The sequence below is a fragment of the Acinetobacter lactucae genome, from assembly GCF_013344765.1.
Classification (GTDB): Bacteria; Pseudomonadota; Gammaproteobacteria; order Pseudomonadales; family Moraxellaceae; genus Acinetobacter; species Acinetobacter lactucae_A.
Genome location: NZ_JABVBF010000026.1, coordinates 1 through 25,602 on the forward strand (window position 1 = coordinate 1; position 25,602 = coordinate 25,602).

Below are 25,602 nucleotides of genomic sequence, written 5' to 3' on the forward strand. Positions count from 1 at the left end.
CCTATGGTCTAATGAAAATAAAAAAGCCCGCAAGTTTGCGGGCTTTTTTATTAAAAACTTATTTAAAATCAAAATAAGCGATTCATACCATTGAGCGCAGCTACGCGATATGCTTCAGCCATGGTTGGATAGTTAAATGTCGTTTCAACGAAATATTTCAAAGTATTGTTTGGGCTGTGCATAACTGCTTGCCCAATGTGGATAATTTCGGCAGCATTATTACCAAAACAATGAATACCTAAAATTTCCATAGTGTCGCGGTGGAAAAGAATTTTTAACTCACCCACTGTATCACCAGTAATTTGTGCACGAGCCAAATGACGGAAAGAAGCTTGACCCACTTCATACGGAATTTTCTCTTCCGTTAATTCCTGTTCATTCTTACCAATTGATGAGATTTCCGGAATGGTATAGATACCCGTCGGGATATCACGTACTGGCTTCGCGTCTTCACCACTCATGTTTGCGCCAGCACAGCGCCCTTGGTCATAAGCAGCAGAAGCAAGTGATGGCCAGCCAATCACGTCACCAGCAGCATAAATATTTTCAACTTCAGTTTGATATTGATCATTTACTGAAAGTTGACCACGGTTATTTGGTACTAACCCAACGTTCTCAAGACCTAAGCCTTCTGTGTTACCTGAACGACCATTACACCAAAGTATCGCATCGGCTTTAATCTTTTTACCACTTTGTAAATGTAGTACAACATGGTCATCAAACGTTTCTAGGTGATCCATTTGTTCATTGTGACGAATCAATACACCTTGTTCACGTAAGTGATAAGACAAAGCATCTGCAATTTCATCATCTAGATAACTTAATAATTTTTGCTGAGTATTAATCAAGTCAACTTTATGATCTAGACCAATAAAGATTGAGGCATATTCACAGCCAATAACACCCGCGCCGTAAATAATAATTTTTTGAATTGAATAATCAAGATCAAGGATTTTGTCTGAATCGAATACGCGAGGGTGATCAAAGTCTAGACCTTGCGGATGATAAGGACGACTACCTGTCGCAATCACGATTTGTTTACAAATAATGGTTTCTTTAATGCCTTCATGGCTAAAAACTAAAACTGTATTTTTATCTTGAATATATGCACGGCCATGAAATACGCCGATTTTGTTACGATCGTAAAAACGTGTATGTGTATCAACTTGTTGTTGAATTACTTTATGTGCATTACGCAACACCTGTTTCATGGTGAATTGTTTCCATTCACCTACTTTTTGAAACATTGGATCACGCTGGTAGCGAATAATACTAGAAACTGTTTGACGCAATGCTTTACTTGGAATAGTCCCTACGTGTGCACAGTTACCACCGAGTTGATCACGTACATCTACAATTGCAACACGCTTACCCGCTTTTGCAAGCTTCATTGCCGCGCCTTCACCTGCAGGTCCAGAACCGAGAACTACCGCATCGTATTTAACGAAATTCCCACTAACGACCTCTTTTTTACGTGGCATTGAAAGCTCCTTCCTCACTTGAATGACCATATTTTATAATAAATTATGGCTAATATGCGGTGAATTTATGTATTTCTCAACCCTATATTTCTGAATAACCACATTTATTATATGAATAGTTATTTTCCGCTATTAACTACAGAAGTTCGCTATAATACAATGTCAATGTCTCTATAAACGAGTGGAAAAGTTAAATATGTCAGAACACCGTAAACCTGAACAGGGTGTAAAACTTCGTGGCGCAGAAAAAGTCGCAAGAATTCCTGTAAAAGTTGTACCTACGGTTGAAGTGCCGCGTAAACCTGACTGGATTCGTGTCAAGATGACGGCACCAGAAGAAGTTCAGCGTATTAAAACCACTTTACGTGCTCAAAAACTCCATACCGTTTGTGAAGAAGCTGCTTGTCCAAACCTACCAGAATGTTTTGGTGGTGGTACAGCAACATTCATGATCATGGGTGATATTTGTACACGTCGTTGCCCTTTCTGTGATGTAGCACATGGTCGTCCAAATGCACTCGATGCAGATGAACCTCGTCATATGGCAGAGACAATTGCTAATCTTAAGCTCAAATATGCAGTAATTACTTCGGTTGACCGTGATGATTTACTTGACGGCGGTGCACAACACTTTGTGGACTGTATCAAAGAAGCTCGTGCACTAAGCCCAAATACATTGCTTGAGATTTTGGTACCAGATTTCCGCGGACGTATGGATATTGCTTTACGCATTATGACTGAATGTCCGCCAGACGTATTTAACCACAACATCGAGACTGTACCGCGCCTTTATAAAGCAATGCGTCCAGGTTCAGACTATCAACATTCTTTAAACTTATTAAAAATGTTTAAAGAATATTGCCCAGACATTCCAACAAAATGTGGTTTGATGGTGGGTATTGGTGAAACTGAAGAAGAAGTTATTGCATTGCTTGATGACTTGCGTGCTCACGATGTTGACTATGTGACTATTGGTCAATATTTGCAGCCTTCTAAACAACACGCGCCAATTGACCGCTTTGTAACGCCAGAAGAATTCGAACGTTATGCAGAACACGGCCGTAAACTTGGCTTTAGAAATATCTGGTCTGCACCAATGGTTCGTTCAAGTTACTTTGCTGATCGTCAATACCACGGTGAACCCGTACCAGAAGTTCGTCGTAAAGTAGATCCAGCTAAAAAAATTGCTGTTCAAGTCGTCGAAGCTTAAAAGTTAAATATCTACGAAAGCCCTCTACCTCAGAGGGCTTTTTATTTGTATAAGAAAATCAATAACATTTCTTGACAAATCGATAAAACAACCTATTACACTTTCACTTAAAAATATCTTATACCTAAAAGTACGATATATCCCTGCTCTAGCATATACATCAATTGCGACATAAAAAATTAAATTCAAACAGCATTAAAAATTAGCTAGTTAAGCCTTAAATCTCTCCTCGCTTTTTCGCAACTTCTAACTTGAGGACTTATCTAGCAAGGAGCAAGTATGATTTTCCTACTCTTTGTTTTAAGCATTGTCATTCAGCTTTTTGCAATATGGGCAATTTTCTTTTTTAATCTAAACAGAACGATTGGCAGTGTTATTACGATTGCTGTAGCAATATTTACTGCACTCATATTAACGCCATGGGCTCTTATTTTAGGCATTCCCCTCATTGCCCTTAGTATTATTATTTTATTTGCACCATTACGCTTTAATTTAATTACTAAACCTGCGTATAAAACGTTAGCAAACTCAATGCCGAGCATCAGCACGACTGAACAAGAGGCTTTAGAGGCAGGTACCAGTTGGTGGGAAAAAGAATTGTTTATGGGGGCACCCGATTGGTCTCAATTTGAAAAGTATCCCTACCCAACGTTGTCAGAAGAAGAACAAAGCTTTATTGATAATGAAGTTGAGCTACTTTGTAGCATGCTCAATGAGTGGGAAATTCATCATCACTTAAAAGATCTTCCACCAGAGGTTTGGCAATTTATTAAAGACAAAGGTTTTTTAGGTCTCATTATTCCAAAATCCTTTGGCGGCAAAGAATTTAGCTCATTTGCCCAAAGCCGAATTATGAGCAAGATTGCTTCACGCTCGCTCACCACTGCTGTGAGTTGTATGGTTCCTAACTCATTAGGGCCGGGTGAGCTACTCATGCACTACGGTACTGATGCTCAAAAGCAACAATATTTACCGGGCCTTGCCAAAGGTGAAGAAATTCCATGCTTTGGTTTAACCAGCCCAGAAGCAGGTTCAGACGCTGGTGCCATTCCAGATTCAGGCGTTGTTTGTTACGGCGAACATGAAGGTGCTCAAGTTCTTGGGCTCCGCATGAACTTCTCTAAACGCTGGATTACGCTTGCGCCAATTGCAACTGTTGTTGGTCTAGCATTTAAACTTTATGACCCGGAAGGCCTACTCGGCGATAAAAGTAAAACAGACTACGGTATTACCTGTGCCCTCATTCCTGCCAGTCATGCAGGGGTAAAAATAGGAGCACGTCATTATCCAGGTTCTCCATTTATGAATGGAACAGTAGAAGGAGAAGATGTTTTTATTCCTATTGATTGGATTATTGGCGGACAAGAAAATGCTGGTAAAGGCTGGCGAATGCTCATGGAATGCTTGGGCGTTGGCCGTGGTATTTCTCTTCCAGCTCTAGCAACAGCAGCAGGTGAAATGAGCTATTTAACCGTTGGGGCTTTTGCGAAAATTCGCCAGCAATTTAATATTTCAGTAGGAAAGTTTGAAGGCGTACAAGAAGCAACCAGTGAAATTGCCAGCGATGCCTACATGCTTGAAGCATTCCGTTATTTAGTGACATGTGGCCTAAACCAAGGTGGAACCCCTGCCGTGATGACGGCCATGGCAAAATATTATGCAACTGAAACGATGCGTAAAGTCGTCAATCACGGAATGGACATTGCTGGCGGACGTGCAATTCAACTTGGGCCACGTAATTTCCTTGCCCTGACCTATCAAGCAATTCCAATTGCAATTACGGTCGAAGGTGCAAATATTTTGACCCGTTCATTGATGATTTTTGGTCAAGGCTCAATGCGTTGTCATCCTTATCTATTTGAAGAGTTACAACTCCTTCAATCTGAAGATAAGAATAATTCAGTCAAAAAATTCGATGATTTACTATTTAAACATTTAGCCTATACCTTTAACCGCGGTGCTAGATCGTTTGCTTACGGTTGGACAGGTGGCTCAAGCGATGCGCCTCAGTCAGCAGATCAATTCACCGCAAGTTACTATAAAACGATTAATCGTTTTAGTGCCAACTTCGCACTTGTTTCGGATATGTCTCTTGGTTTACTTGCAGGAGATTTAAAGCGCAAAGAAATGTTATCAGGTCGCTTGGCTGACATTCACGCGCACCTTTTTATTTCTACTGCGATTTTAAAATTTTATGAAGCTGGACAAAAAACTGAAGCCGAACAACTTCACGCTAAATTAGCACTACAAAAAGCTTTCTTGAATATTCAGGAAGCATTTTGGGGATTATTTGAAAACTTCCCGGCTAAACTTCCTGCAGCATTGGTAAAATGGATCTGCTTCCCTTTTGGTCGTGTCATTTCAAAACCAGATGATGAGTTAAAACAACAAGTCGCTGAACTCATGATGCAAGAGCATCCTTTCAGAGAACAACTTAAACATCATGTATTTTACTCAACCAAAGCCGATGATGTAACTGGACGTTTAGAACATACCTTCCAAATTCTACGAACGCTTGAACCGCTTTGGGATAAGTTTAAAAAGGCTGAATCCAAAGGTAAATTTACAGGACTTACTTTTGAAGAAAATATTGAACAAGCAATAAAAGAAGGTTTTATTTCTGAAAGTGAAGCTCAACAATTATTGCGATACAACGCAATTCGATTCGATAGCATGCTTACAGATGTGTTTGATGAAGATTTAAATAAAGATCTTCCTTTATCGAACCCTCATCAAATTTAGTGACTGATGCCTCCACTAATTCACTATTGCAATCATTTTTGATTCGCATTAATTAATAAACAGCCATAAAAGCGTCAATCGACGCTTTTATTTTTAGGAGAAATCAATGTCTAAGCAAGATTACGAAAATGGATTAAAAGTTCGCACAGAAGTGATGGGTGAATCTTTTGTAAAGCGAGCCCAAGAGAATACCGTACCATTTACTCAGCCATTGCAAGACTGGATTAATGAACATGCATGGGGTTCTACTTGGCAACGTGAAGGTGTGCTACCGCGTAAATATCGTTCATTAATTACTTTAGCAATGTTAACTGCACTTAAATCCCCTACAGAACTTAAAGGCCATGTTCGTGGCGCGCTCAACAATGGTTGTACAGTTGAAGAGATCCAAGAAACTTTATTGCATAGCCTGCCATATTGCGGTGCGCCTGCGACACAAGAAGCTTTTCGTGCTGCTTTAGAAGTGATTCAAGAATATCAACAAAACTAACTTCAATATGAGCCAGCACTCTACTGGCTCTTTTCTATCTAATTCACTTTGGTTGACTGCATCTGAAAATTACGATCATCAATCACGATAGCCTGACGACAAATGCCCTCTACTTGACGTTGCTTTTCAAAAAGAGCCGCAGACATCGGTTCAAAACTATCAAAAAAGCAGATTTCTGTTTGGTCAATAGAATAAATGAGCGACTGATTTCCAACGCCTTCTAAAGTATCGTAATAGACAATCACCATTTTTCCGTTTTGAATCGCAGCTTGAATATCTCGATAGCTCAGTGCTGGAGCAGTTGGTATTTTTAATACCTTTGCTTCTTTATAGCTCATGCGTTCACTTTGGCTAATATGAGGATCTTCATCTGAATGAAATGACACTTCAAATCCTAATTTCTTTAAAGCAACGGCTAAAGCAATTGTATAAGTGCCCCCTTCATCGTGTCGGCAAACTTTAATCAGCTCAGCAACATCAATTTGTACCCCATGATGTTGAAGCACCATCCAAACCGCAAAAACACCACAGTTTGCTTCGAGGTTTGCTATAGCGTGGGGAATATTTACTGCCATAAATTGAATCTATAAGGATAATTAGGCAGATAATAAACAAAACTGGATTGGCACTAAAAGCTTTTCCAAGTACAATGTTTCGCTAGTCGAGGGATGCTGCGACAAATGATCGGCACTAAAGATCAATTTGCCAGGCTCGACAATCGGTTAAACACTCGTTTTAACCAACAACGGCATCCGCGAACAGAACGATCCATACTATTTTTTCCCTAGGAGATCCTGATGAACGCGGTTAATGCTTCATTTACAGATTACAAAGTTGCTGACATCTCACTTGCTGACTACGGTCGTAAAGAAATCAAACTTGCTGAAGCAGAAATGCCAGCTTTGATCGGCTTACGTAAGCGCTATGCAGCTTCAAAACCACTTGCTGGCGCAAAAATTCTTGGTTGTATTCACATGACCATTCAAACAGCGGTTCTTATTGAAACGCTTGTTGAATTAGGTGCTGAAGTACGCTGGACATCATGTAACATTTTCTCAACCCAAGATCACGCTGCTGCTGCAATTGCTGCTCGCGGTATTCCTGTTTTTGCTTGGAAAGGCGAAACTGAAGAGGAATATGTATGGTGTTTAGAACAACAGATCAATGTTAATGGTCAGCCTTGGGATGCTAACATGATCTTGGATGATGGCGGTGATTTAACTGCTCTTGTTCATGAAAAATATCCTGCTCTTTTAGAACGCATTCACGGTATTACTGAAGAAACTACTACAGGTGTTCAACGTCTTATCGAAATGTGGAAAGACGGTTCCTTGAAAGTTCCTGCAATCAACGTAAATGACTCAGTTACTAAATCTAAAAACGACAACAAATACGGTTGCCGTCACTCATTAAATGACGCAATCAAACGTGCAACTGACATGCTTTTGTCTGGCCGCCGTGCGCTTGTAGTTGGTTATGGTGACGTGGGTAAAGGTTCTGCTCAATCTTTACGTCAAGAAGGCATGATCGTTCGTGTAACTGAAGTTGACCCAATTTGTGCAATGCAAGCATGTATGGACGGCTATGAAGTTGTATCTCCATACAAAAACGGCGTACAAACAGGCAAAAAAGAAGATATTAACCACGACTTACTTGGCAACACTGACCTTGTTGTAACCACTACTGGTAACTACCACGTATGTGATGCTGCAATGTTAGATAGCTTAAAAGCTGGTGCAGTTGTATGTAACATCGGTCACTTCGACACTGAAATTGATACTGCTTACTTACGTGGTTATAAGTGGGTTGAAGTTAAGCCACAAGTTCACCAAGTTTATCGTTCAGAAGATGAAAACAACTACCTTATCCTTCTTTCTGAAGGCCGCCTTGTAAACCTTGGTAATGCAACTGGTCACCCATCACGTGTGATGGACGGTTCTTTTGCTAACCAAGTCTTAGGTCAAATTCACTTATTCCAAGAGAAATTTGCTGACCTTCCTGCAAATGAAAAAGCTGCAAAAATTCGCGTAGAAGTTCTTCCTAAGAAACTTGACGAAGAAGTTGCTGCTGCAATGGTTGCAGGTTTCGGTGGTGTACTTACTCAGTTAACTCAAGAACAAGCCGATTACTTAGGTGTTGCTGTTGAGGGACCATTCAAGTCTGACGCTTACAAATACTAAGAATTTAAGGGCAGACGGTGAACCGACTGCCCTTTTTTCTAAAAATGTTTCGCTGTTTACAAGGATTTGACATGACTAAACGTACACCTATTTCTTTTGAGTTTTTCCCGCCAAAAACTGATGCAGGTGCTGAAAAACTTCGTATTGTTCACCAAGAATTACAACTATTAAACCCTGAGTTTTTCTCAATTACTTATGGGGCTGGTGGTTCTACTCGCGAACGTACTCTTGCTGCTATTGAAGATTTCAACGGTAAAGGTACGCCAGTTGCACCTCACCTTTCTTGCATTGGTGATGATAAAGCGCGTATTGCTGAGTTACTGGATTTATATAAAGCTCAAGGCATTAACCGTATTGTCGCTTTACGCGGTGACTTACCATCTGGTCAGGTTGGACTTGGCGAGCTTCCTTATGCTCAAGATTTAGTACGCTTTATTCGTGAGCACTCAGGTGATCATTTTCATATTGAAGTTGCAGCTTATCCAGAAATGCATCCTCAAGCTGAAAACCTTGATTCAGATATTCAACGTTTTATTGAAAAAGTACAAGCTGGTGCTAATGCAGGAATTACTCAATTCTTCTTTAATCCAGATTCGTACTTTTATTTTATAGAGCGCTTGGAAAATGCGGGAATTAACATTCCAGTGGCTCCAGGAATCATGCCAATTACCAATGCAAGCAACTTAATTCGTTTTGCAGATGGTACGGGTGCTGAAATTCCTCGCTGGATTCGTAAGCAGTTACAAGCCTATGGCGATGACAGCGAAAGTATTAAAGCTTTCGGTCATGAAGTTGTTGTTAAGTTATGTGAACGCCTCATCACAGGTGGCGCACCAAGTTTACACTTCTATTCAATGAATCAAATCGAGCCAACTCGTCAACTCGTGGTTGATCTTGGTTTAAATTAATTTTGTAAGGCGTACCCAATGAACCGTTTTTTTATCGAAACTGAACTTACAGTTGGCTCAACAATTCAACTGACAGAATCAGTATTCCATCATTGGGTGCGTGTTTTACGTGCACAACTACAAGAACAAGCAACTCTATTTAATGGACAAGGTGGCGAATATCTCGCAACGTTAACCGAAATTAATAAAAAAAATGCCTTTGTCACAATTGAGAATTTTAAGCCTGCAAACCGTAATGCTCCTTTTAAAGCTATCTTGGGGCAAGTCATGAGTAAAGGCGATCGAATGGATTATGCCATTCAGAAAGCAACCGAACTGGGGGTAAGCAAAATTCAATTACTGACCAGTGAGCGTTGTGAAATGCGCTTAAAATACGATCGAGATCAAAAAAAATTAGATCACTGGCAAGCTGTTGCAATTGCAGCATGTGAACAATGTGGCTTGAACTTAGTCCCAGAAGTATTAGCACCTATTTCATTACATGAATGGTTAAGTTCACCTGAACTTCCTCAATCTAAATTTGTTTTAGCACCAGAAAAAGAACAAAAAGATGTATTGGCAGGAATACAACCTGAACTTGCCTTATTGATTGGTCCAGAAGGTGGGCTAAGTGAAAATGAAATTACCCAAGCCAATCAAGCTGGTTTTATGAACTGGTGCATTGGTGACCGTGTTTTACGTACAGAAACTGCCCCTGTTGTTGCCTTATCTATTTTAAATTATCGATTTTTATCCACCTAAGTTCTCTGAACATTGATTAAATCGTGATTTAAAGTTAATTTACTTTTATTGTATGAATAAAATTTTCAAATTCTTTTTCACTGATAAATCAGATTCTTTCTGTATATATGTAAAAAAATAGGATAGAAAAATCTTATGTCTGGGCTTCAGGAAGAATATCTACAGCATCAAACAAAAATTGAACAGCTGAAACTTTCAACTCAATATATACGCTGGTATTTGTTTAGCCTGATACTACTGTGCGTCATTTCATATGGTATTTTTTCTTATTATTTTTCATCTTCAATAACACCATTTAGCTGGTCGATTGGACTGACTATCGCTTCTTTTATCTGCTTATTATTTACTCCAAACATTTTAACTCACTATCGTACTATCAACTTTACAAAAAAAGCAGATCGTGTCTTACAAGGTATTTGTTTGTTCTCAGGAATTCTAATTGGAATAAATGTCACGGTTATTCATTTTTATCTTCCTCCCGAGTTAGTTGCTTTACCAGATGCTCATATTCTAATTGCTTTATTTATTACGTCAGCTCACATCATTGGACTGACTTTTTTAACACAACAACCTCGATACTTTTATCTCCTATTTATTCCCAGTACTTTGCCATTATTGTTATTTCAATTCACACACTACCCAATTCCTGAATTACCATTTTATTTTGCCTATAACCTTACCTTTATAGCAACTGTACTTTGTGCATACGCAACTCAACGTAATTACCAAAAGATTTCTCAACTATTACTAAAAAATAAACAGCTTGTTCAAATTTCAGACCAACATACTCAATGGGCTGAAGAATTATGTGTACAGCTCCAACAAGAAGTGAATAAGTCCAAAGATATTGAAGCCCAACTTCAGTTTAATAATCATTTACTTGAGCAAAAAGTACGTGAACGTACTTATGATCTCACTAAAATGAATGAGCAACTCGAAAGCCATCACTACAATTTAGCTTTTGCTCATGAAACTGCGGGTATCCGACCTTGGGATTGGGATATAGAAAATCAAAAGTTAGAAATTACGTTTTTCGATCAGCAAAAGCAAAGTCAGACCGCCGTTATTCATCTCAATACAATATTAGATCGTATCCATCCAAGTGATAAAAAGCTTTTTGAGGAACGTTTAAAACAACATTTAGAAGGTATTACAGATCATTTTAATATCAACTTTCGAATTTTACGCCGAGATGGTTCTTGGCGATGGATTCATGATGTAGGTCGCGTCATTACGAGAGATCCTGAAACACAAAAAGCGCTTCGCATGGTTGGAATGACCCGAGATATACATCAAGAGAAAAAAGATCAAGAACATCTAAGACTATCTGCAATTGTGCTTGAGCAAGCTGCTGAAGGAATTTTTATTTTAGATGAACACTTAAACTATATTGATATTAATCCTTACTATGAAAAATTAACCGGATTTTCTAAAGCAGAACTTCTCAATAAAGAGTTATTTAGCATTACAATTAATCAAAAAGAATTACAACAACAATTTCATACATCAATAAAGCAGCAACTCCTTGAGACAGGAGAATATATGGGTCAGTTTGACGAAAAGTTTAATTCTGGCAAAAGCGCATATTTATGGTTGCATATCAATGTAGTCAAAGATGAGTTCAATCAAATCACCAATTATATTGGATTTGCACGTGATCTCACTGAACAAAAACGACAAGAGCAACACCTATCTTATTTAAAAAATTATGATAGCCTCACCCACTTACCTAATCGCCTTTACTATTACAATCAATTACACCAATATCTTGTAAATCCTTCATATAACATCAAAAATCTAGCTTTAATACGGGTAAATATCGATCGATTCCGCGCTTTCAATGAATTTTTAAATAATGATAGTGGTGACGAACTACTTAAACAGTTCGCACAAAGATTACGCTTAATCAATATCAACGCAATTTTAGTCGCCTACTTAAATAGTGATGATTTCGCAATTATTTACGAAATTTCCCCAATTCATCCAAATATTGAGCAATATTGCCAAAATATTTTGCAAGCGCTAAATGCACCTTTTTATATTGATAATCACGAATATTTTATTACCGCTTCTATCGGTGTGGCATGCTTTCCTGAGCATGGCCGACAAATTGACCATCTTAATAACCATGCAGAGCAAGCACTTTCAGAGGCAAAACGGTTAGGTGGCAATACAATTTGCTATTATTGCAATAAAACAACTCACCCCTATAAAACTGCCGATTTAGAGCAAGAGCTACGTAAAGCCATTCAAAATGATGAATTTATGGTTTATTACCAGCCCAAAATTAGTCTACATGATCAATCCATTATCGGTTTTGAAGCACTCATTCGCTGGCAACATCCCGAAAAAGGATTAGTCATGCCTAATATGTTCATACCTTTTGCTGAACGTAGTAGCCTGATTTCGGATATTGGTAAGGTTGTTTTAGATAAAGTCGGAAAGCAACTACAAGAATGGAAAAATGCGGGTTATATCAATATTCAAGTCTCTGTAAATATTGTCGCTCAACAGATACATCGAGGCTTATTACTCAATGATTTAGATGAAATTTTGCAAAAATATAATATACAAGGTTCAGATCTCGAACTTGAAATTACAGAGTCAGCCCTTTTAGACAATACGGACAATGTAAAAACACTATTACATGCAATAAAACAACGAGATATCTCAATTGCCTTAGATGACTTTGGTACAGGTTATTCTTCTTTAGCCTATCTAACAGAATATCCAATTGATGTTTTAAAAATTGATCGTGCTTTTATTTCTAAAATTGGTGATCACAAACAAGAAGCGATCGTAAATGCAATGATTGCGATGGGCAAAAGTATGGGGCTTAAACTGGTTGCTGAAGGTGTAGAAACAAAAGAACAAGTGAGCTATCTACAAAAACAACAATGTGATTTTTTACAAGGCTATTTCTTTAGTCGTCCAATCCCTGCCGAGCAGATCACTCCTTATCTACAAACAAACTCACATAGTTCTTAACTGTTTCTGTCATCTATTTTTACCTATACTGCTTTTTCCAAAAATGAGCGTTTTTGACTGTGAGAAATAAAGAAGTAGTGTTATATTCTTTAGCATTTAGCTCACCATGGGGCTATTGGCAATTCGTCTACTATTCTCTTAATTGATAAAAATTAAAGCATAGTTAAAGAGCCGAGTTGCCTCTCCCTCAATGAGCAATTTGACTAGTTTGCTTTTTTGTATCAAATAGAGACTCAGATGGACGATCAATCTTTAAAACAGGCCGCTTTAAATTACCATGAATATCCAAACCCAGGGAAAATCAGCGTCACCCCAAGTAAGCAACTTGTCAACCAACGAGATTTGGCTCTAGCCTACTCACCAGGAGTTGCCGCGCCATGTTTAGAGATTGAACGTGATCCATCAACTGCTGCTAAATATACAGCTCGCGGAAACTTAGTTGCCGTAGTCAGTAACGGTACAGCTGTTCTTGGTTTAGGTAATATTGGCCCATTAGCTTCTAAACCTGTAATGGAAGGTAAAGGGGTTCTATTCAAGAAGTTTGCTGGTGTTGACGTATTTGATATCGAAATTGCAGAAAACGATCCCGATAAAATTGTAGATATTGTTGCCTCTCTTGAGCCAACTTTCGGTGGTATTAACCTCGAAGATATTAAAGCGCCAGAATGTTTCTATATCGAAAAGAAACTTCGTGAACGCATGAAAATTCCTGTATTCCATGATGATCAACACGGTACAAGTATTATTGTAGGTTCAGCTTTGCTCAATGCATTGCAACTTGTAAATAAGAAAATTGATGAAATCAAAATTGTAGCTTCAGGTGCAGGTGCTGCTGCCCTTTCATGTTTAGACTTGCTCTGTGCTTTAGGCGTAAATAAAGAAAATATCATTGTTGCCGATTCTCGCGGTCTACTCACTACTTCACGTGAAGGCTTGGATGAATCGAAAAAACGTTATGTTCAAGACATTAAAGCGACTCAGTTACATGAAGTAATGGCTGGTGCTGATATGTTCTTGGGTCTTTCTGCTGCTGGTATTCTCACCAAAGAAATGGTGAAACAGATGGCTGAGAACCCTATTATTTTTGCTTTAGCAAACCCAGATCCAGAAATTTTACCTGAACATGCACATGAGGTACGTCCTGATGTGATCATGGCAACAGGTCGTTCTGACTATCCAAACCAAGTAAACAACGCATTATGTTTCCCTTACATTTTCCGTGGTGCACTTGACGTTGGTGCAACAACGATTAATGAAGACATGAAAATTGCATGTGTACATGCAATTGCACGTATGGCACACGTAGAAGCTGATGCAGCTACTTATGGCGAAAAATCTGCGTCATTTGGCCGTGACTATTTAATTCCACGTCCACTTGATCAACGTTTAATTTTAGAAATTGCCCCTGCTGTTGCTAAAGCTGCAATGGATTCAGGTGTTGCAACTCGTCCGATCGAAGATTTCTCTGCGTACCGTCAAAAATTATCTGAGTTTGTTTATAACTCTGCATTCTTGATGAAACCGATTTTTGCTCAAGCAAAAACTGATCCTAAACGTATTGCATATGCTGAAGGTGAAGATGAACGCGTATTACGTGCCGTACAAATCGCAGTTGATGAAGATTTAGCTAAACCAATTTTAGTAGGTCGTACAGCAGTCATTGAAGCTAACATCAAAAAATTAGGCCTACGTTTACAACACGGCGTAAATATTGAGATCGTAGATCAAGAACAAAACCCGATGTATGAAGAGTTTTGGAAAGATTACTATCAAACAATGCAACGCAAAGGCATCACTGTTGAATATGCTCAACGTGAAGCTCGCCGCCGTTCAACGTTAATTGCATCTCTACTGGTTAAATTCGGTAAAGCAGATGGTATGTTATGTGGTACTTACAGTAGCTATAACATTCACCTTGACTTTGTACGCAATGTGATTGGTCTTAAAGAAGGTATGAATAACTTCTTCACCTTAAATGCATTAATGCTTGAAGATCGTAATTTGTTTATTGCTGATACCTACGTAAATACAAATCCGACTGCTGAACAACTTGCTGAAATGACTATTTTAGCGGCTGAAGAAGTACGTCGTTTTGGTATTACTCCACGTGTAGCCCTACTTTCTCATTCAAGTTTTGGTAGTGACCAAACTGATTCAAGTGCTCAAAAAATGCGTGAAGTTTATCGTATTTTATCTGAGCAAGCTCCTGAGCTTGAAGTTGAAGGTGAAATGCACGGTGATGCAGCATTAGATGAAAATATTCGTCAATTTGCATTCCCTGGTTCACGTTTCAAAGGTTCTGCAAACTTGCTCATTATGCCAAACCTAGATGCAGCCAATATTTCATTTAACTTATTGAAAGCGACTTCTGGTAACAACGTTACGATTGGTCCAATTTTGCTTGGCGCAGCAAAACCTGTTCATATTTTGACACCGACAGCAACTACTCGTCGTCTTATCAATATGACTGCTTTAACTGTGGCTGAAATCCAACAACAAGAAAAGTAATTTAGAAACTGCTTTTTACGAAAAGCATCTCTAATGACTTGAGAAAACCTCTATTCTGTAGCATGATTGCTTGAAGAATAGAGGTTTTTTCATGCAAGTGTATTTAGTAGGCGGTGCTGTCCGTGATTTTTTACTTGGGCATCCCTATCAAGAAAAAGATTATGTTGTGGTCGGTGCAACGCCGGAACACATGCTCGCCCAAGGTTTTCAACCTGTAGGCAAAGATTTCCCTGTGTTTCTTCATCCCGAAACGAAAGAAGAATATGCACTTGCACGTACTGAAAGAAAATCTGGTAAAGGCTACCACGGCTTCCAATTTTTTACCGATACTACAGTAAGTTTAGAAGAAGATTTAATTCGCCGTGATTTAACCATCAACGCCATAGCAATGGATCAAGATGGCAAACTATATGACCCATATGGCGGTCAAACCGATTTAGAAAATAAAACTTTACGTCATGTTTCAGAAGCTTTTGCTGAAGATCCTTTACGTGTTTTACGTGTTGCACGCTTTGCGGCTCGCTATTTTTCATATGGTTTTCAAATTGCGCCCGAGACAATGCAGCTTATGCAAACCATGGCTGACTCAGGTGAGCTTGATGCCTTAACACCAGAACGCGTATGGAAAGAGACTTCACGTGCACTTTTAGAAGATCACGCAGATGTTTATTTTCAAACATTACGTGACTGTGGGGCGTTAAAACATCTTTTTCCTGAAATTGACGCATTGTTTGGTGTACCACAGCGCCCTGAATATCATCCAGAAGTTGACTGCGGCATACATACCTTAATGTCATTACAGCAAGCTTGTAAATCGAATTATTCGCTTGATGTTCGATTTGCTGTGTTAGTACATGATTTGGGTAAAGCATTAACTCCAGCTAACGAACTTCCTCGCCACATCATGCATGAAGAACGTGGAGTGAAACCCGTTACTGAGCTATGTGAACGTTTAAAAGTTCCAACTCAAACTCGACAGTTGGCCTTATCAGTATGTAAAGAACATCTAAAATGTCATCAGATTATGTCGTTAAAACCTGGAACTGTATGGCGTCTATTACAGCGCCTAGATGTATTACGCCGTCCTGAGAGAGTGGAAGCTTTTGTACAGGCATGTGAATGTGATGCTAAAGGAAGATTAGGTTTAGAAGATCGGCCTTACCCTCAAGCTCAGTACATGTTAGATGCGATGCAAATCGTTCGCTCTATTAAGGTTCAGGATTTACCAGAGAACATTAAGGGTGCTGAAATTGGCGAAATGTTAATTCAATATCGTATTGATGCTTTAACTGAGTTCAAACATCAACATCAAGCACCCTCTCATTCTTAATTCAATCCAATAAAAAAGCCTCATAATGAGGCTTTTTTATTTTTACTGTTTAGGCAGTGGTATAAATTGTGATTGAGTATTTTGGTTTTTTCTTTCGCCAACTGTTACCACAAAGTTTTGTTCCTTCCCATCTCGCTCAACCATGACATTAATTTCGCTATTAGGCGCTTGTAATGCCACATAATTGATCAAATGAGATGCCGAAGTGATTTTTTCATTATTAACCTGAATAATTTTATCACCAATCTTGATACCTGCTGATGCAGCTGGACCATTTTTCAAGACATCTGCAACTACAACTCCAATTTGCTGTTTTGGTGCTAATACATCTTCTTGTGTAGGTGGCACTAAACTAATACCTAACCATCCACGGACGACACGGCCATCTTTTAGAATTGAGTTTAAAACTTGCTGGCAAACTTTAGCAGGAATTGCAAAACCAATGCCTAAAGAACCACCTGACTGAGAGAAAATAGCCGTATTTACACCAATTAAATTCCCAGCAACATCAATTAATGCTCCACCAGAGTTTCCTGGGTTAATTGCAGCATCCGTTTGAATAAAGTCTTCATAGGTATTGATGCCTAAATCAGAGCGTTCAGTCGCCGAAATAATACCCTGAGTTACCGTTTGTCCAACGCCAAATGGGTTACCAATTGCCAAGACAACATCACCTACTTCATTACCACTTAGTTTAAATGGCAACACAGGTAATTTATCTAAATCGATTTTAATTACAGCTAAATCAGTATCAGGGTCTGTTCCAACAATCGTTGCTTCTGCACGACGCCCGTCATGTAATGCCACTACAATTTGATCAGCTTGAGCAATTACATGATTATTCGTAAGAATATAACCGTCAGCTCGTACAATAACCCCAGAGCCTAAGCTATTTTCATTTTGCTGTTGTTGTTCAGGAACCTGATTGCCAAAAAATTCGCGGAAGACCGGATCACTTAATAATGGATGATTTTGTTTAACTTTCTGGGTTGTAAAAATATTAACAACTGCTGGTGCTGCAACTTTTACCGCAGCGCTATAAGATACCACCCCACCCGTTCGTGAAGTATCAACCAATGGTTCAACTTTCTCGGCAGGCATTTGCACCCCATCAACTGCAACAGTTGGTTTCGGCTGATGGTATTTTTGCCATGCAATAAAACTGGCAATTACAATAATAAGTAACACCCAAGGTAACCATGTAAAGGTGCGGCGCACGTTCATATCCTCTACGCAAAGAAGTTTTTAATTAAATTAATATATTGAACAAAAAGACTTTTCAGTTAAGCATTTTAAATTAAATATTTCGATATACATAAAAAAGTCAAAAAAGATTTGTCTAGCTTTAGTTACACAGCAAAATATGTTTCTATAGATTTAGCAATTATTTACTACTCAATTCAGGAAATATCATGGCGAATTTGCATGAAATTATTCAGTGGTGCGACCAAACCTTAAAAACGGCAGAATTTAAAGATTACGCACCTAATGGCCTGCAAATTGAAGGTTCAACTGAAGTAAAGCGTATCGTTTGTGCGGTTACTGCTTCCGAAGATGCTATTGATGCAGCAATTGCTCAAAATGCAGATTTATTACTCGTACACCATGGTTACTTTTGGAAAGGCGAACCGTACCCAATTACAGGAATGCGCGGCAACCGCATTAAGAAACTCATCCAAAATAATATTTCATTAGTCGCTTACCACCTACCTTTAGATGCACACTCAACTCTGGGCAACAATGTAGCCATTGCAGAAAAACTAAACTTGAAGAATTTAGAACCACTCGATTTAACCGAGAAACATCCGATTGGTAATATTGGTTATTTAGAGCAAGCGCTTTCTGTTGATGAATTTAAAGCAAAACTACAAAACAGTTTTGATTTTAAGGTGATTCATTTGCCAGCAGAAAAACAAAGCATTCAAAAAGTGGGCTTCTGTACAGGTGGGGCTCAGGATTTTATTGCTAAAGCGGCTTTGCAAAATTGTGATGCTTATATCTCAGGTGAAGTCAGTGAGCGAACTTTTTATGAAGCAAAAGAGTTAGGTGTTCATTATTTTGCTTGTGGTCACCATGCAACCGAACGTTATGGGGTTCAACGTTTGGCAGAAGCGATCTCAAAACAGTTCTCAGTTGAAAGTGAATATTTTGAATTGAATAATCCGATTTAATTAAGTCTTTTTTTCAATCTGTGTTATGCGTATTAATTAGATCTTTATTGTGTATAGTTCTTTAAAAGGCTGCCCTATTGCATCCAGAATCATTTACAATAGAGCCACTTAATTGTATAACCCAGCAAATGCAAGGAATAGGAACATGACAACCATTACTTTACCTGCACTTCCATATGGCTATGATGATTTAGCGCCACATATCAGTAAAGAAACTTTAGAATACCATCACGATAAACACCACAATACCTATGTTGTTAACTTAAACAACTTAATCAAAGGTACTGACCTTGAAGGTAAAACTTTAGAAGAAATCATTAAAGCAACTGCTGGTGATGCATCTAAAGCTGGTATTTTCAACAATGCTGCTCAAGTTTGGAACCACACTTTCTACTGGAACAGCATGAAGCCAAACGGTGGTGGTAAGCCTACTGGCGCAATCGCTGCTAAAATTGACGAAGCTTTTGGTAGCTACGAAAAATTTGCAGAAGAATTTACTGCTGCTGCAACAACTCAATTCGGTTCAGGTTGGGCTTGGTTAGTTGCTGATGAAGTAAACGGTAAACTTTCTATTACTAAAACTTCTAATGCAGACACTCCACTTGCACATGGTCAAATTGCTGTATTAACAATTGACGTATGGGAACATGCTTACTACATCGATTTCCGTAACTTACGTCCTAAATACATCGCAACTTTCTTAGAAAACCTTGTGAACTGGGACTATGCAAATGCAAAACTTGCAGGCCAACCAGCTGGTGTAGAGAAATAATTTTATTTCTTTATAAAAAACCACCCTGTTTTGGGTGGTTTTTTTATTTTTAGTACAACAAAAGCATATTAATCAAGCAAACGATTCATTTTCTTTAATATTCTTATTGACGCTTTTAGATTTCATCCATAAAATGCGCATCAGATTCTCCAATAGCTCAGTCGGTAGAGCGACGGACTGTTAATCCGCAGGTCCCTGGTTCGAGCCCAGGTTGGAGAGCCATCTACTAATCTCCCATAGCTCAGTCGGTAGAGCGACGGACTGTTAATCCGCAGGTCCCTGGTTCGAGCCCAGGTGGGAGAGCCAAGATTCTAAAAGCCCACATTCATTGTGGGCTTTTTCTTTTCTAATCATTTAATATTTTTCTATTATTTTGAATAAAATCAATGTTTCGAATATTTTTAAACCAATCAGTTAGATATTTTCACTAATTCCATTATTAACCCTTGACCTCGCCCCCTTTCCTGCCTAAAATCCCTTTCCAGATTCTCCCATAGCTCAGTCGGTAGAGCGACGGACTGTTAATCCGCAGGTCCCTGGTTCGAGCCCAGGTGGGAGAGCCAAGATTCTTAAAAACCCACTCCTTATGAGTGGGTTTTTATTTGTATGATGTCTTCACATGTTTGAATCGAGTCACTTATTTTTTATTATTTTAGGTTGCTTAAGCACCTGTATTTTTCTTCTTGTTTGTTTACGTCCTTATTTATTTCCAAAACAAAAGTTCTTTGCCCGTCCTGTTATTACTAATTTTGAAACTCAAATGTTTATACGCTTAAAACAGAGTTTCCCAAGTTATCATGTTCTAGCACAAGTGGCTTTTAGCGCATTAATAACCAGTAATGATTATAAGATTCGTAGTCAGTTCAACCGTAAAGTCACTGATTTTGTTTTGCTTGATGAAAACATGGAAGTAATAGCCATTATTGAGCTAGATGACCCTACTCACCTTGAGAAAGTAGAAGAAGATCGTCTTCGTGATCAAATGCTCATAGAGGCAGGTTATATCGTAAGACGCTATACAAACATCCCGAGTGTACGCCAGCTACAAAAAGATATTTATTAAAAACTACTGTTATTTCTTGTCAGAATTGGCAGCTTCTTTCTCAGCTATTCTTTTTTCCATTTCTAAACGCTGCTGTTCATATTGTTTCTTATTCTGAGCATCACTTTTTGCAGCCAAAAAAAGTATTCCAATAATCAGAAAAGGAATAAGTAAACCTAATCCCATTAATAACCAAGGAACAGATTTTTTTTCAACAGATTGCTGGCTCATAAGTGACTCAAACGGTATCGATTTCAGAATGCGTAACAATATAACAAAAAAAGGGCCCTCTTTAGGACCCTTTTAACTTTAATATTTTAAATACAAAAATTATTGTGCTACTCCAGTACATTCTGGTTTTCCACTAGCATCAATTATCGATGGGTCTACAACCACATTTGTCTTAGCTGGCATATTAGTTTGAATAAATCGATAGATATCAGCATTTTTACAAACAATTGCTTGAGTATGTGTCGCATTCTCTACCAGATCTAGTTTAATGTTAGGTGACCCTAAGGTTACCAATCCAGCCACCATCATTTGAGTAATTGGATAAGGGACATTAGTATCATTTTTACCTTGAGCAATATATATAGGTTTATCTAAACGTTTTGTACCAGGCTGACTTGCGAGTAAAAATTTCTGAACTGTCTCATTTGACCTAAAATTATTAACATCAAGCCCAGGATAATCCATAACTTTCTTATCTGGGTTATCTGTCATAAATTTAATAATATCTTCTTTAAATTTATTAATTAGACTAAGACTCGGATCAGTGCTATCTAAACACAGACCATTTTCTCCTGTACTTCCTTCCGCAAACTCAGCTAAAGACTTCGTTCTTGTTTGAAATATATCTCTATATTCAAACCGTGGTTCATAGGCTTTAATACCTACACCAGTTAAAGCGGCATAAGCTAGCAAGGTAGCATAAGAGTCAACAGATACTCGTTTATCTAAAGCTACATTACCTGCTATTTCTTGCTGCTCAATTAATGCTAGTGCATTTGGTGCCACATCAAGAATAATCGTTCCCAAGCTCGATGCAGGCGCACCTGCAACTGCACCTTTATATGTGATATCTGTATTTGCATATTCAGCAGTACCTATAGATGCCTGACCTCCTTGTGACTGACCGACAGACATCCAATCGCCATTTAACTGAGAACCATAATGATCTTTTGCTGCTTTAACAGCTGCTAATGCAGATTTAGCTTCACTAGCTAAATTAAGATATGGATGGATTCCTTTTGTACCAAGACCTTCATAATCTGGTGCCACAATCACATATCCAGCTGCCAATAATGTATCGGCTAAAATTTTAAAGCGTGGATTAATCGTATTGTTGCTTGGTGCACAACTATCCCCTACACCTACTGTGCCGTGCTCCCATACCACTACGCGATAACCATCTTTCGGTTGAGCAACTTTAGGGAACATTACCAAAGCAGTTGCTTCAGCTGTTTTCCCTTGTACATTGACCATATTATATGTCATCACTTTTATAGATGAAGCACCACTTAAAGTATCTTTAGAATAGGCTTTTTCAGAAACATAAGTTTTATCGGGATTAACACCAATATAGTCATCATCATCGTCATTACACGCTGTAAGAAATAGTGCTGAAATTGATAATGTTATAGCTAAAGCAATGTTTGACCGTTTCATAGAATATCCTTTTTATGTGTTATTTATTCCGCATATTTTTTTATGCACAAATATTAAGACATAAAAAAAGTGCTCTGCATAGAACACTTTTCAACCTCACGGTCATTTTTACTATATGAAATTTAAAAATATTCCAAGAAAAATGATTAATCCAACCCAACGATTGTGACGGAATGCCCAAAAGCAGACTTGAGGGTTGCGGTCTTTGGTTTTAATTGTTTGATATACAAAATCGAATGCCACTACAACCAAAGCAATGATTGCCCATGGGAATAAGATGTTTTCTAAATATAATGCTGCACCAATCAAAACAAGACTGGATGCCTGTAAAAGTGCAATAATCTGGATGTCATATCGGCCAAAAAGAATAGCTGTAGATTTCACACCAATCTTTAAATCATACTCACGATCTGTAATTGCATATTGAGTATCATAAGCTACAGTCCAAGCCAAATTACCAAAATAGAGAAGCCAGCAAGTCAAATCTGGAGTTTTACCTACCGCCGTAAAGGCCATAGGAATTGACCATGAAAATGCTGCGCCTAAAAATACTTGTGGCAAATTGGTATAGCGTTTCATAAATGGATAAATAAACGCTAAAAATAGTGCTCCAAATGACCAATAAAAGGTTTCGATGGGTAAAAAGAATAATAGGCATGCGCTTGCTAAAACAAGTACCAAGAACACATATACAGCTTCTCTCGCACGAATCACGCCAGTTGCCAAAGGACGTGTTTTAGTGCGCTCAACATAAGCATCTACTTTACGATCTGCAAAGTCATTAATGGCACATCCTGCAGCACGCATAAAAATCACGCCTAAAATCATGACAAATAGAATACCTAGATCTGGTATTCCTTTTGATGCAACCCAAAGCGCCCACATGGTTGGCCAAAATACCAGTTCAGTACCAATTGGCTTATCAAATCGACAGAGATAATAATAAGCTTCTAAACGCTGACGCCATGTTGTGCCTGTTGCAGTCGTCATAGTAATTCCTTGTCGTGCTGCTGATTTAAAAAAGCTTCAAAAGCCGGTAAGAATGTTTCTTGGACGATAAATTTACATCCATGCCAAGTATAGCAACTTTGTCGTGTCCAACCTTCTGGCAAACGAATGACACGGCGGTCACAAAGCGGAGTTGTTCTTTGAAATAGAAAAAAGCCAATCGGTTTAGAACCAATATGCTGAAATATACGGGCTTTTTTTTGTAAGCTTTGAATTGGAAAAATACTTTTTGCTTTCACCCACGGCTCTGCTTCACAGCCATATAAATAGGTCTCCCTTACCCACGAAGTATGAGCATGAGACATATTCATCCATTGACTATCTGCAAAAGTTAATCGCTGAAAGTGTTCTTTAAAGGGTTTTACACTGAACTGGCCACCACCAAGCTCAGTTAATTGTTGAGTCAGAGAACCAGACGCATACAACCATGTTTTCAACTCAGGATTTAAAGTCTTTTCCTGTTTAAGTACTGGTTGCCGTTTACGCATAATCTGCTCACATGAAAACTCGCACCTAGTTTACTCCAATTTTTTGATAAAAAACGTAGAGAATTCAATCAACATTCTAAGCAATAAAAAAGCCTGCATATGCAGGCTTTTTTATGAAATACGTATTACAAGCTGTAGTACATATCGAATTCAACTGGGTGAGTAGTCGTGTTAAGACGACGTACATCTTCAGTTTTAAGTTCGATGTATGCATCAAGCATTTCTTTAGTGAACACGCCGCCTTTTAACAAGAATTCGTGATCTGCTTGAAGTGCTTCAAGAGCCATATCTAAGCTATGAGCAACTGTTGGGATTTTTGCTTCTTCTTCTGGAGGAAGATCATACAAGTTCTTATCAGCAGCTTCGCCCGGATGGATCTTGTTTTGGATACCGTCGATACCAGCCATTAACAATGCAGCGAAACCTAGGTACGGGTTCATCATTGGGTCTGGGAAACGAGCTTCGATACGCTTACCTTTAGGGCTAGAAACGTATGGAATACGGATAGACGCAGAACGGTTACGCGCTGAGTAAGCAAGCATAATTGGTGCTTCGAAGTGAGGAACCAAACGCTTGTATGAGTTTGTAGATGGGTTTGTGATTGCATTCAATGCACGAGCGTGCTTGATGATACCACCGATGAAGTACAACGCCATTTCTGAAAGGCCTGCATATTCATCACCAGCAAACAAGTTCTTGCCATCTTTAGAGATAGACATATGAACGTGCATACCAGAACCGTTATCACCTACCATTGGTTTAGGCATAAACGTAGCTGTTTTTGCATATTGATGTGCAACGTTCCAAACTGCATATTTGAACTGTTGAACTTCGTCAGCTTTACGAACAAGTGTATTAAAGCTCACACCAATTTCTAACTGGCAAGAAGCAACTTCGTGGTGATGTACTTCTACACGACCAGGGCCCATGATGTCTTCGATTTTTGCACACATTTCTGCACGCATATCTTGTGAAGAATCAACTGGAGGAACTGGGAAGTAACCGCCTTTAACACGTGGACGGTGACCAGAGTTACCAGACTCGTAGTCTTTACCAGTAGACCAAGCAGCTTCTTCAGCGATTAATGTATGACGAGCGCCAGACATATCGATGTCCCACTTCACTTCGTCAAATACAAAGAATTCTGGTTCTGGACCGAAGAATGCAGTATCACCGATACCTGTAGATTTTAAGTATTCTTCTGCACGGCGAGCAATCGAACGTGGGTCACGCTCATAACCTTGACCAGTTGAAGGTTCAATAACGTCACAAGTCACAACTACAGTTGGTTCAGCAAAGAACGGGTCAACAAAACCAGTTTCTGCATCTGGACGTAAAATCATGTCAGATGCTTCAATGCCTTTCCAACCAGCGATTGAAGAACCATCAAACATTTTACCGTCTTCAAAAGTATCTTCATCAATAGAATCAGCTGGGTAAGTTACGTGCTGTTCTTTACCCTTAGTATCAGTAAAGCGAAAATCGACCCATTTTGCGCCACTTTCTTGTATGAGTTGAAGGACCTTGTTCGCCATGCTCATTTTGCTCCAATGAAATTTTGTTGCACTCGTTAAGTGCGTGTTAGTTGCTGGTATTTATAAAGCAAATCTCATACCAACTTTATAAGACTTACCTAAAACATTGAATTGCTTATAACTATCGATGATTTAGGCCCCTTGTCTTGAACCCATTATACTGTTTGCATAGTGAAATGCACCATATTCAGACATTTTCAAATTATGGCATACAAGAATAGCTCTTAATCGCCCTAATTTAGTGCAATATTGTTGCGCTAATATGAACCATTGCATCAATATCTACCAGTCATTCATGATCATAATACTTTCTCATGTAGAAAGCCGATTTTCTTACTAC

The 25,602-nt window shown here is 38.7% G+C and carries 20 protein-coding genes and 3 tRNA genes; 15 read left to right on the plus strand and 8 right to left on the minus strand.

Annotated elements, in window-relative coordinates; all coding sequences use genetic code 11:
- Positions 1-68: 68 nt before the first annotated feature.
- Positions 69-1,481: a Si-specific NAD(P)(+) transhydrogenase gene (gene sthA / locus HUN22_RS04700; RefSeq protein ID WP_002118117.1), complete on the minus strand. Its 1,413-nt coding sequence runs from the start codon at positions 1,479-1,481 to the stop codon at positions 69-71.
- A 196-nt stretch (positions 1,482-1,677) separates the two neighbouring features.
- On the opposite strand from sthA, the gene lipA reads away from it, so the two are divergent.
- The 3 genes from lipA to HUN22_RS04715 all read left to right on the plus strand — a co-directional run bounded on the left by lipA (position 1,678) and on the right by HUN22_RS04715 (position 5,923).
- A complete protein-coding gene (lipA, locus tag HUN22_RS04705) occupies positions 1,678-2,691 on the plus strand; it encodes a lipoyl synthase (protein ID WP_002118167.1) in 1,014 nt (337 codons plus the stop codon).
- Between the two features lie 279 nt (positions 2,692-2,970).
- On the plus strand, positions 2,971-5,433 hold the full coding sequence (locus tag HUN22_RS04710) for an acyl-CoA dehydrogenase (RefSeq protein ID WP_174726712.1): 2,463 nt from the start codon (positions 2,971-2,973) through the stop codon (positions 5,431-5,433).
- A gap of 106 nt (positions 5,434-5,539) precedes the next feature.
- The gene (locus HUN22_RS04715; protein WP_174726713.1) at positions 5,540-5,923 is read left to right on the plus strand and encodes a carboxymuconolactone decarboxylase family protein; all 384 of its coding nucleotides are present in this window, start codon (positions 5,540-5,542) and stop codon (positions 5,921-5,923) included.
- Positions 5,924-5,961: 38 nt separating this feature from the next.
- Here HUN22_RS04715 and HUN22_RS04720 read toward each other — a convergent pair whose 3' ends face one another.
- Positions 5,962-6,498, minus strand: coding sequence for a cysteine peptidase family C39 domain-containing protein (locus tag HUN22_RS04720; protein WP_174726714.1), 537 nt, complete (start codon positions 6,496-6,498; stop codon positions 5,962-5,964).
- Positions 6,499-6,720: 222 nt separating this feature from the next.
- Here HUN22_RS04720 and ahcY point away from each other — a divergent pair, with 222 nt between their 5' ends.
- From ahcY to HUN22_RS04750, 6 genes are all read left to right on the plus strand, one after another.
- Entirely contained in the window at positions 6,721-8,103 is a 1,383-nt protein-coding gene (ahcY, locus tag HUN22_RS04725) for an adenosylhomocysteinase (RefSeq protein WP_016145934.1), read from the plus strand.
- Positions 8,104-8,174: 71 nt separating this feature from the next.
- Positions 8,175-9,011, plus strand: coding sequence for a methylenetetrahydrofolate reductase [NAD(P)H] (metF, locus tag HUN22_RS04730; RefSeq protein WP_174726715.1), 837 nt, complete (start codon positions 8,175-8,177; stop codon positions 9,009-9,011).
- A gap of 18 nt (positions 9,012-9,029) precedes the next feature.
- Positions 9,030-9,752: a 16S rRNA (uracil(1498)-N(3))-methyltransferase gene (locus tag HUN22_RS04735; RefSeq protein WP_174726716.1), complete on the plus strand. Its 723-nt coding sequence runs from the start codon at positions 9,030-9,032 to the stop codon at positions 9,750-9,752.
- Between the two features lie 135 nt (positions 9,753-9,887).
- Entirely contained in the window at positions 9,888-12,740 is a 2,853-nt protein-coding gene (locus HUN22_RS04740) for a GGDEF domain-containing phosphodiesterase (RefSeq protein ID WP_174726717.1), read from the plus strand.
- Positions 12,741-12,977: 237 nt separating this feature from the next.
- Positions 12,978-15,248 carry an NADP-dependent malic enzyme gene (locus HUN22_RS04745; RefSeq protein WP_057074397.1) on the plus strand — a complete coding sequence of 757 codons (2,271 nt, stop codon included), beginning with the start codon at positions 12,978-12,980 and terminating at the stop codon, positions 15,246-15,248.
- 91 nt (positions 15,249-15,339) lie between these two features.
- Positions 15,340-16,578, plus strand: a complete 1,239-nt coding sequence (locus tag HUN22_RS04750) for a multifunctional CCA addition/repair protein (RefSeq protein ID WP_174726718.1) — start codon at positions 15,340-15,342, stop codon at positions 16,576-16,578.
- A 42-nt stretch (positions 16,579-16,620) separates the two neighbouring features.
- Here HUN22_RS04750 and HUN22_RS04755 read toward each other — a convergent pair whose 3' ends face one another.
- Complete coding sequence (locus HUN22_RS04755) at positions 16,621-17,796, minus strand: S1C family serine protease (protein WP_174726719.1); 1,176 nt, start codon at positions 17,794-17,796, stop codon at positions 16,621-16,623.
- 194 nt (positions 17,797-17,990) lie between these two features.
- On the opposite strand from HUN22_RS04755, the gene HUN22_RS04760 reads away from it, so the two are divergent.
- The 6 genes from HUN22_RS04760 (at position 17,991) to HUN22_RS04785 (ending at position 20,584) form a co-directional block, all read left to right on the plus strand.
- Positions 17,991-18,749: a Nif3-like dinuclear metal center hexameric protein gene (locus HUN22_RS04760; RefSeq protein WP_174726720.1), complete on the plus strand. Its 759-nt coding sequence runs from the start codon at positions 17,991-17,993 to the stop codon at positions 18,747-18,749.
- A gap of 145 nt (positions 18,750-18,894) precedes the next feature.
- Positions 18,895-19,521: a superoxide dismutase gene (locus HUN22_RS04765; RefSeq protein WP_000208082.1), complete on the plus strand. Its 627-nt coding sequence runs from the start codon at positions 18,895-18,897 to the stop codon at positions 19,519-19,521.
- 146 nt (positions 19,522-19,667) lie between these two features.
- A tRNA-Asn gene (locus HUN22_RS04770) sits at positions 19,668-19,743 on the plus strand.
- 8 nt (positions 19,744-19,751) lie between these two features.
- Positions 19,752-19,827: transfer RNA gene (locus HUN22_RS04775), tRNA-Asn, on the plus strand.
- A gap of 181 nt (positions 19,828-20,008) precedes the next feature.
- Positions 20,009-20,084 (plus strand) — tRNA-Asn (locus HUN22_RS04780).
- Between the two features lie 56 nt (positions 20,085-20,140).
- Positions 20,141-20,584, plus strand: a complete 444-nt coding sequence (locus HUN22_RS04785; protein WP_000464147.1) for a DUF2726 domain-containing protein — start codon at positions 20,141-20,143, stop codon at positions 20,582-20,584.
- 9 nt (positions 20,585-20,593) lie between these two features.
- Here HUN22_RS04785 and HUN22_RS04790 read toward each other — a convergent pair whose 3' ends face one another.
- The 5 genes from HUN22_RS04790 to glnA form a co-directional block, all read right to left on the minus strand.
- Complete coding sequence (locus HUN22_RS04790; protein ID WP_000082790.1) at positions 20,594-20,794, minus strand: hypothetical protein; 201 nt, start codon at positions 20,792-20,794, stop codon at positions 20,594-20,596.
- A 99-nt stretch (positions 20,795-20,893) separates the two neighbouring features.
- Positions 20,894-22,231: an alpha/beta hydrolase family protein gene (locus tag HUN22_RS04795; protein ID WP_174726721.1), complete on the minus strand. Its 1,338-nt coding sequence runs from the start codon at positions 22,229-22,231 to the stop codon at positions 20,894-20,896.
- A 111-nt stretch (positions 22,232-22,342) separates the two neighbouring features.
- On the minus strand, positions 22,343-23,221 hold the full coding sequence (gene ubiA / locus HUN22_RS04800) for a 4-hydroxybenzoate octaprenyltransferase (RefSeq protein WP_174726722.1): 879 nt from the start codon (positions 23,219-23,221) through the stop codon (positions 22,343-22,345).
- Positions 23,218-23,727 carry a chorismate--pyruvate lyase family protein gene (locus HUN22_RS04805; protein ID WP_174726723.1) on the minus strand — a complete coding sequence of 170 codons (510 nt, stop codon included), beginning with the start codon at positions 23,725-23,727 and terminating at the stop codon, positions 23,218-23,220. Before HUN22_RS04805 ends, ubiA begins: the two co-directional genes overlap by 4 nt.
- Positions 23,728-23,852: 125 nt before the next feature.
- Positions 23,853-25,268: a type I glutamate--ammonia ligase gene (gene glnA, locus HUN22_RS04810; RefSeq protein WP_174726724.1), complete on the minus strand. Its 1,416-nt coding sequence runs from the start codon at positions 25,266-25,268 to the stop codon at positions 23,853-23,855.
- Positions 25,269-25,602 lie beyond the last annotated feature (334 nt).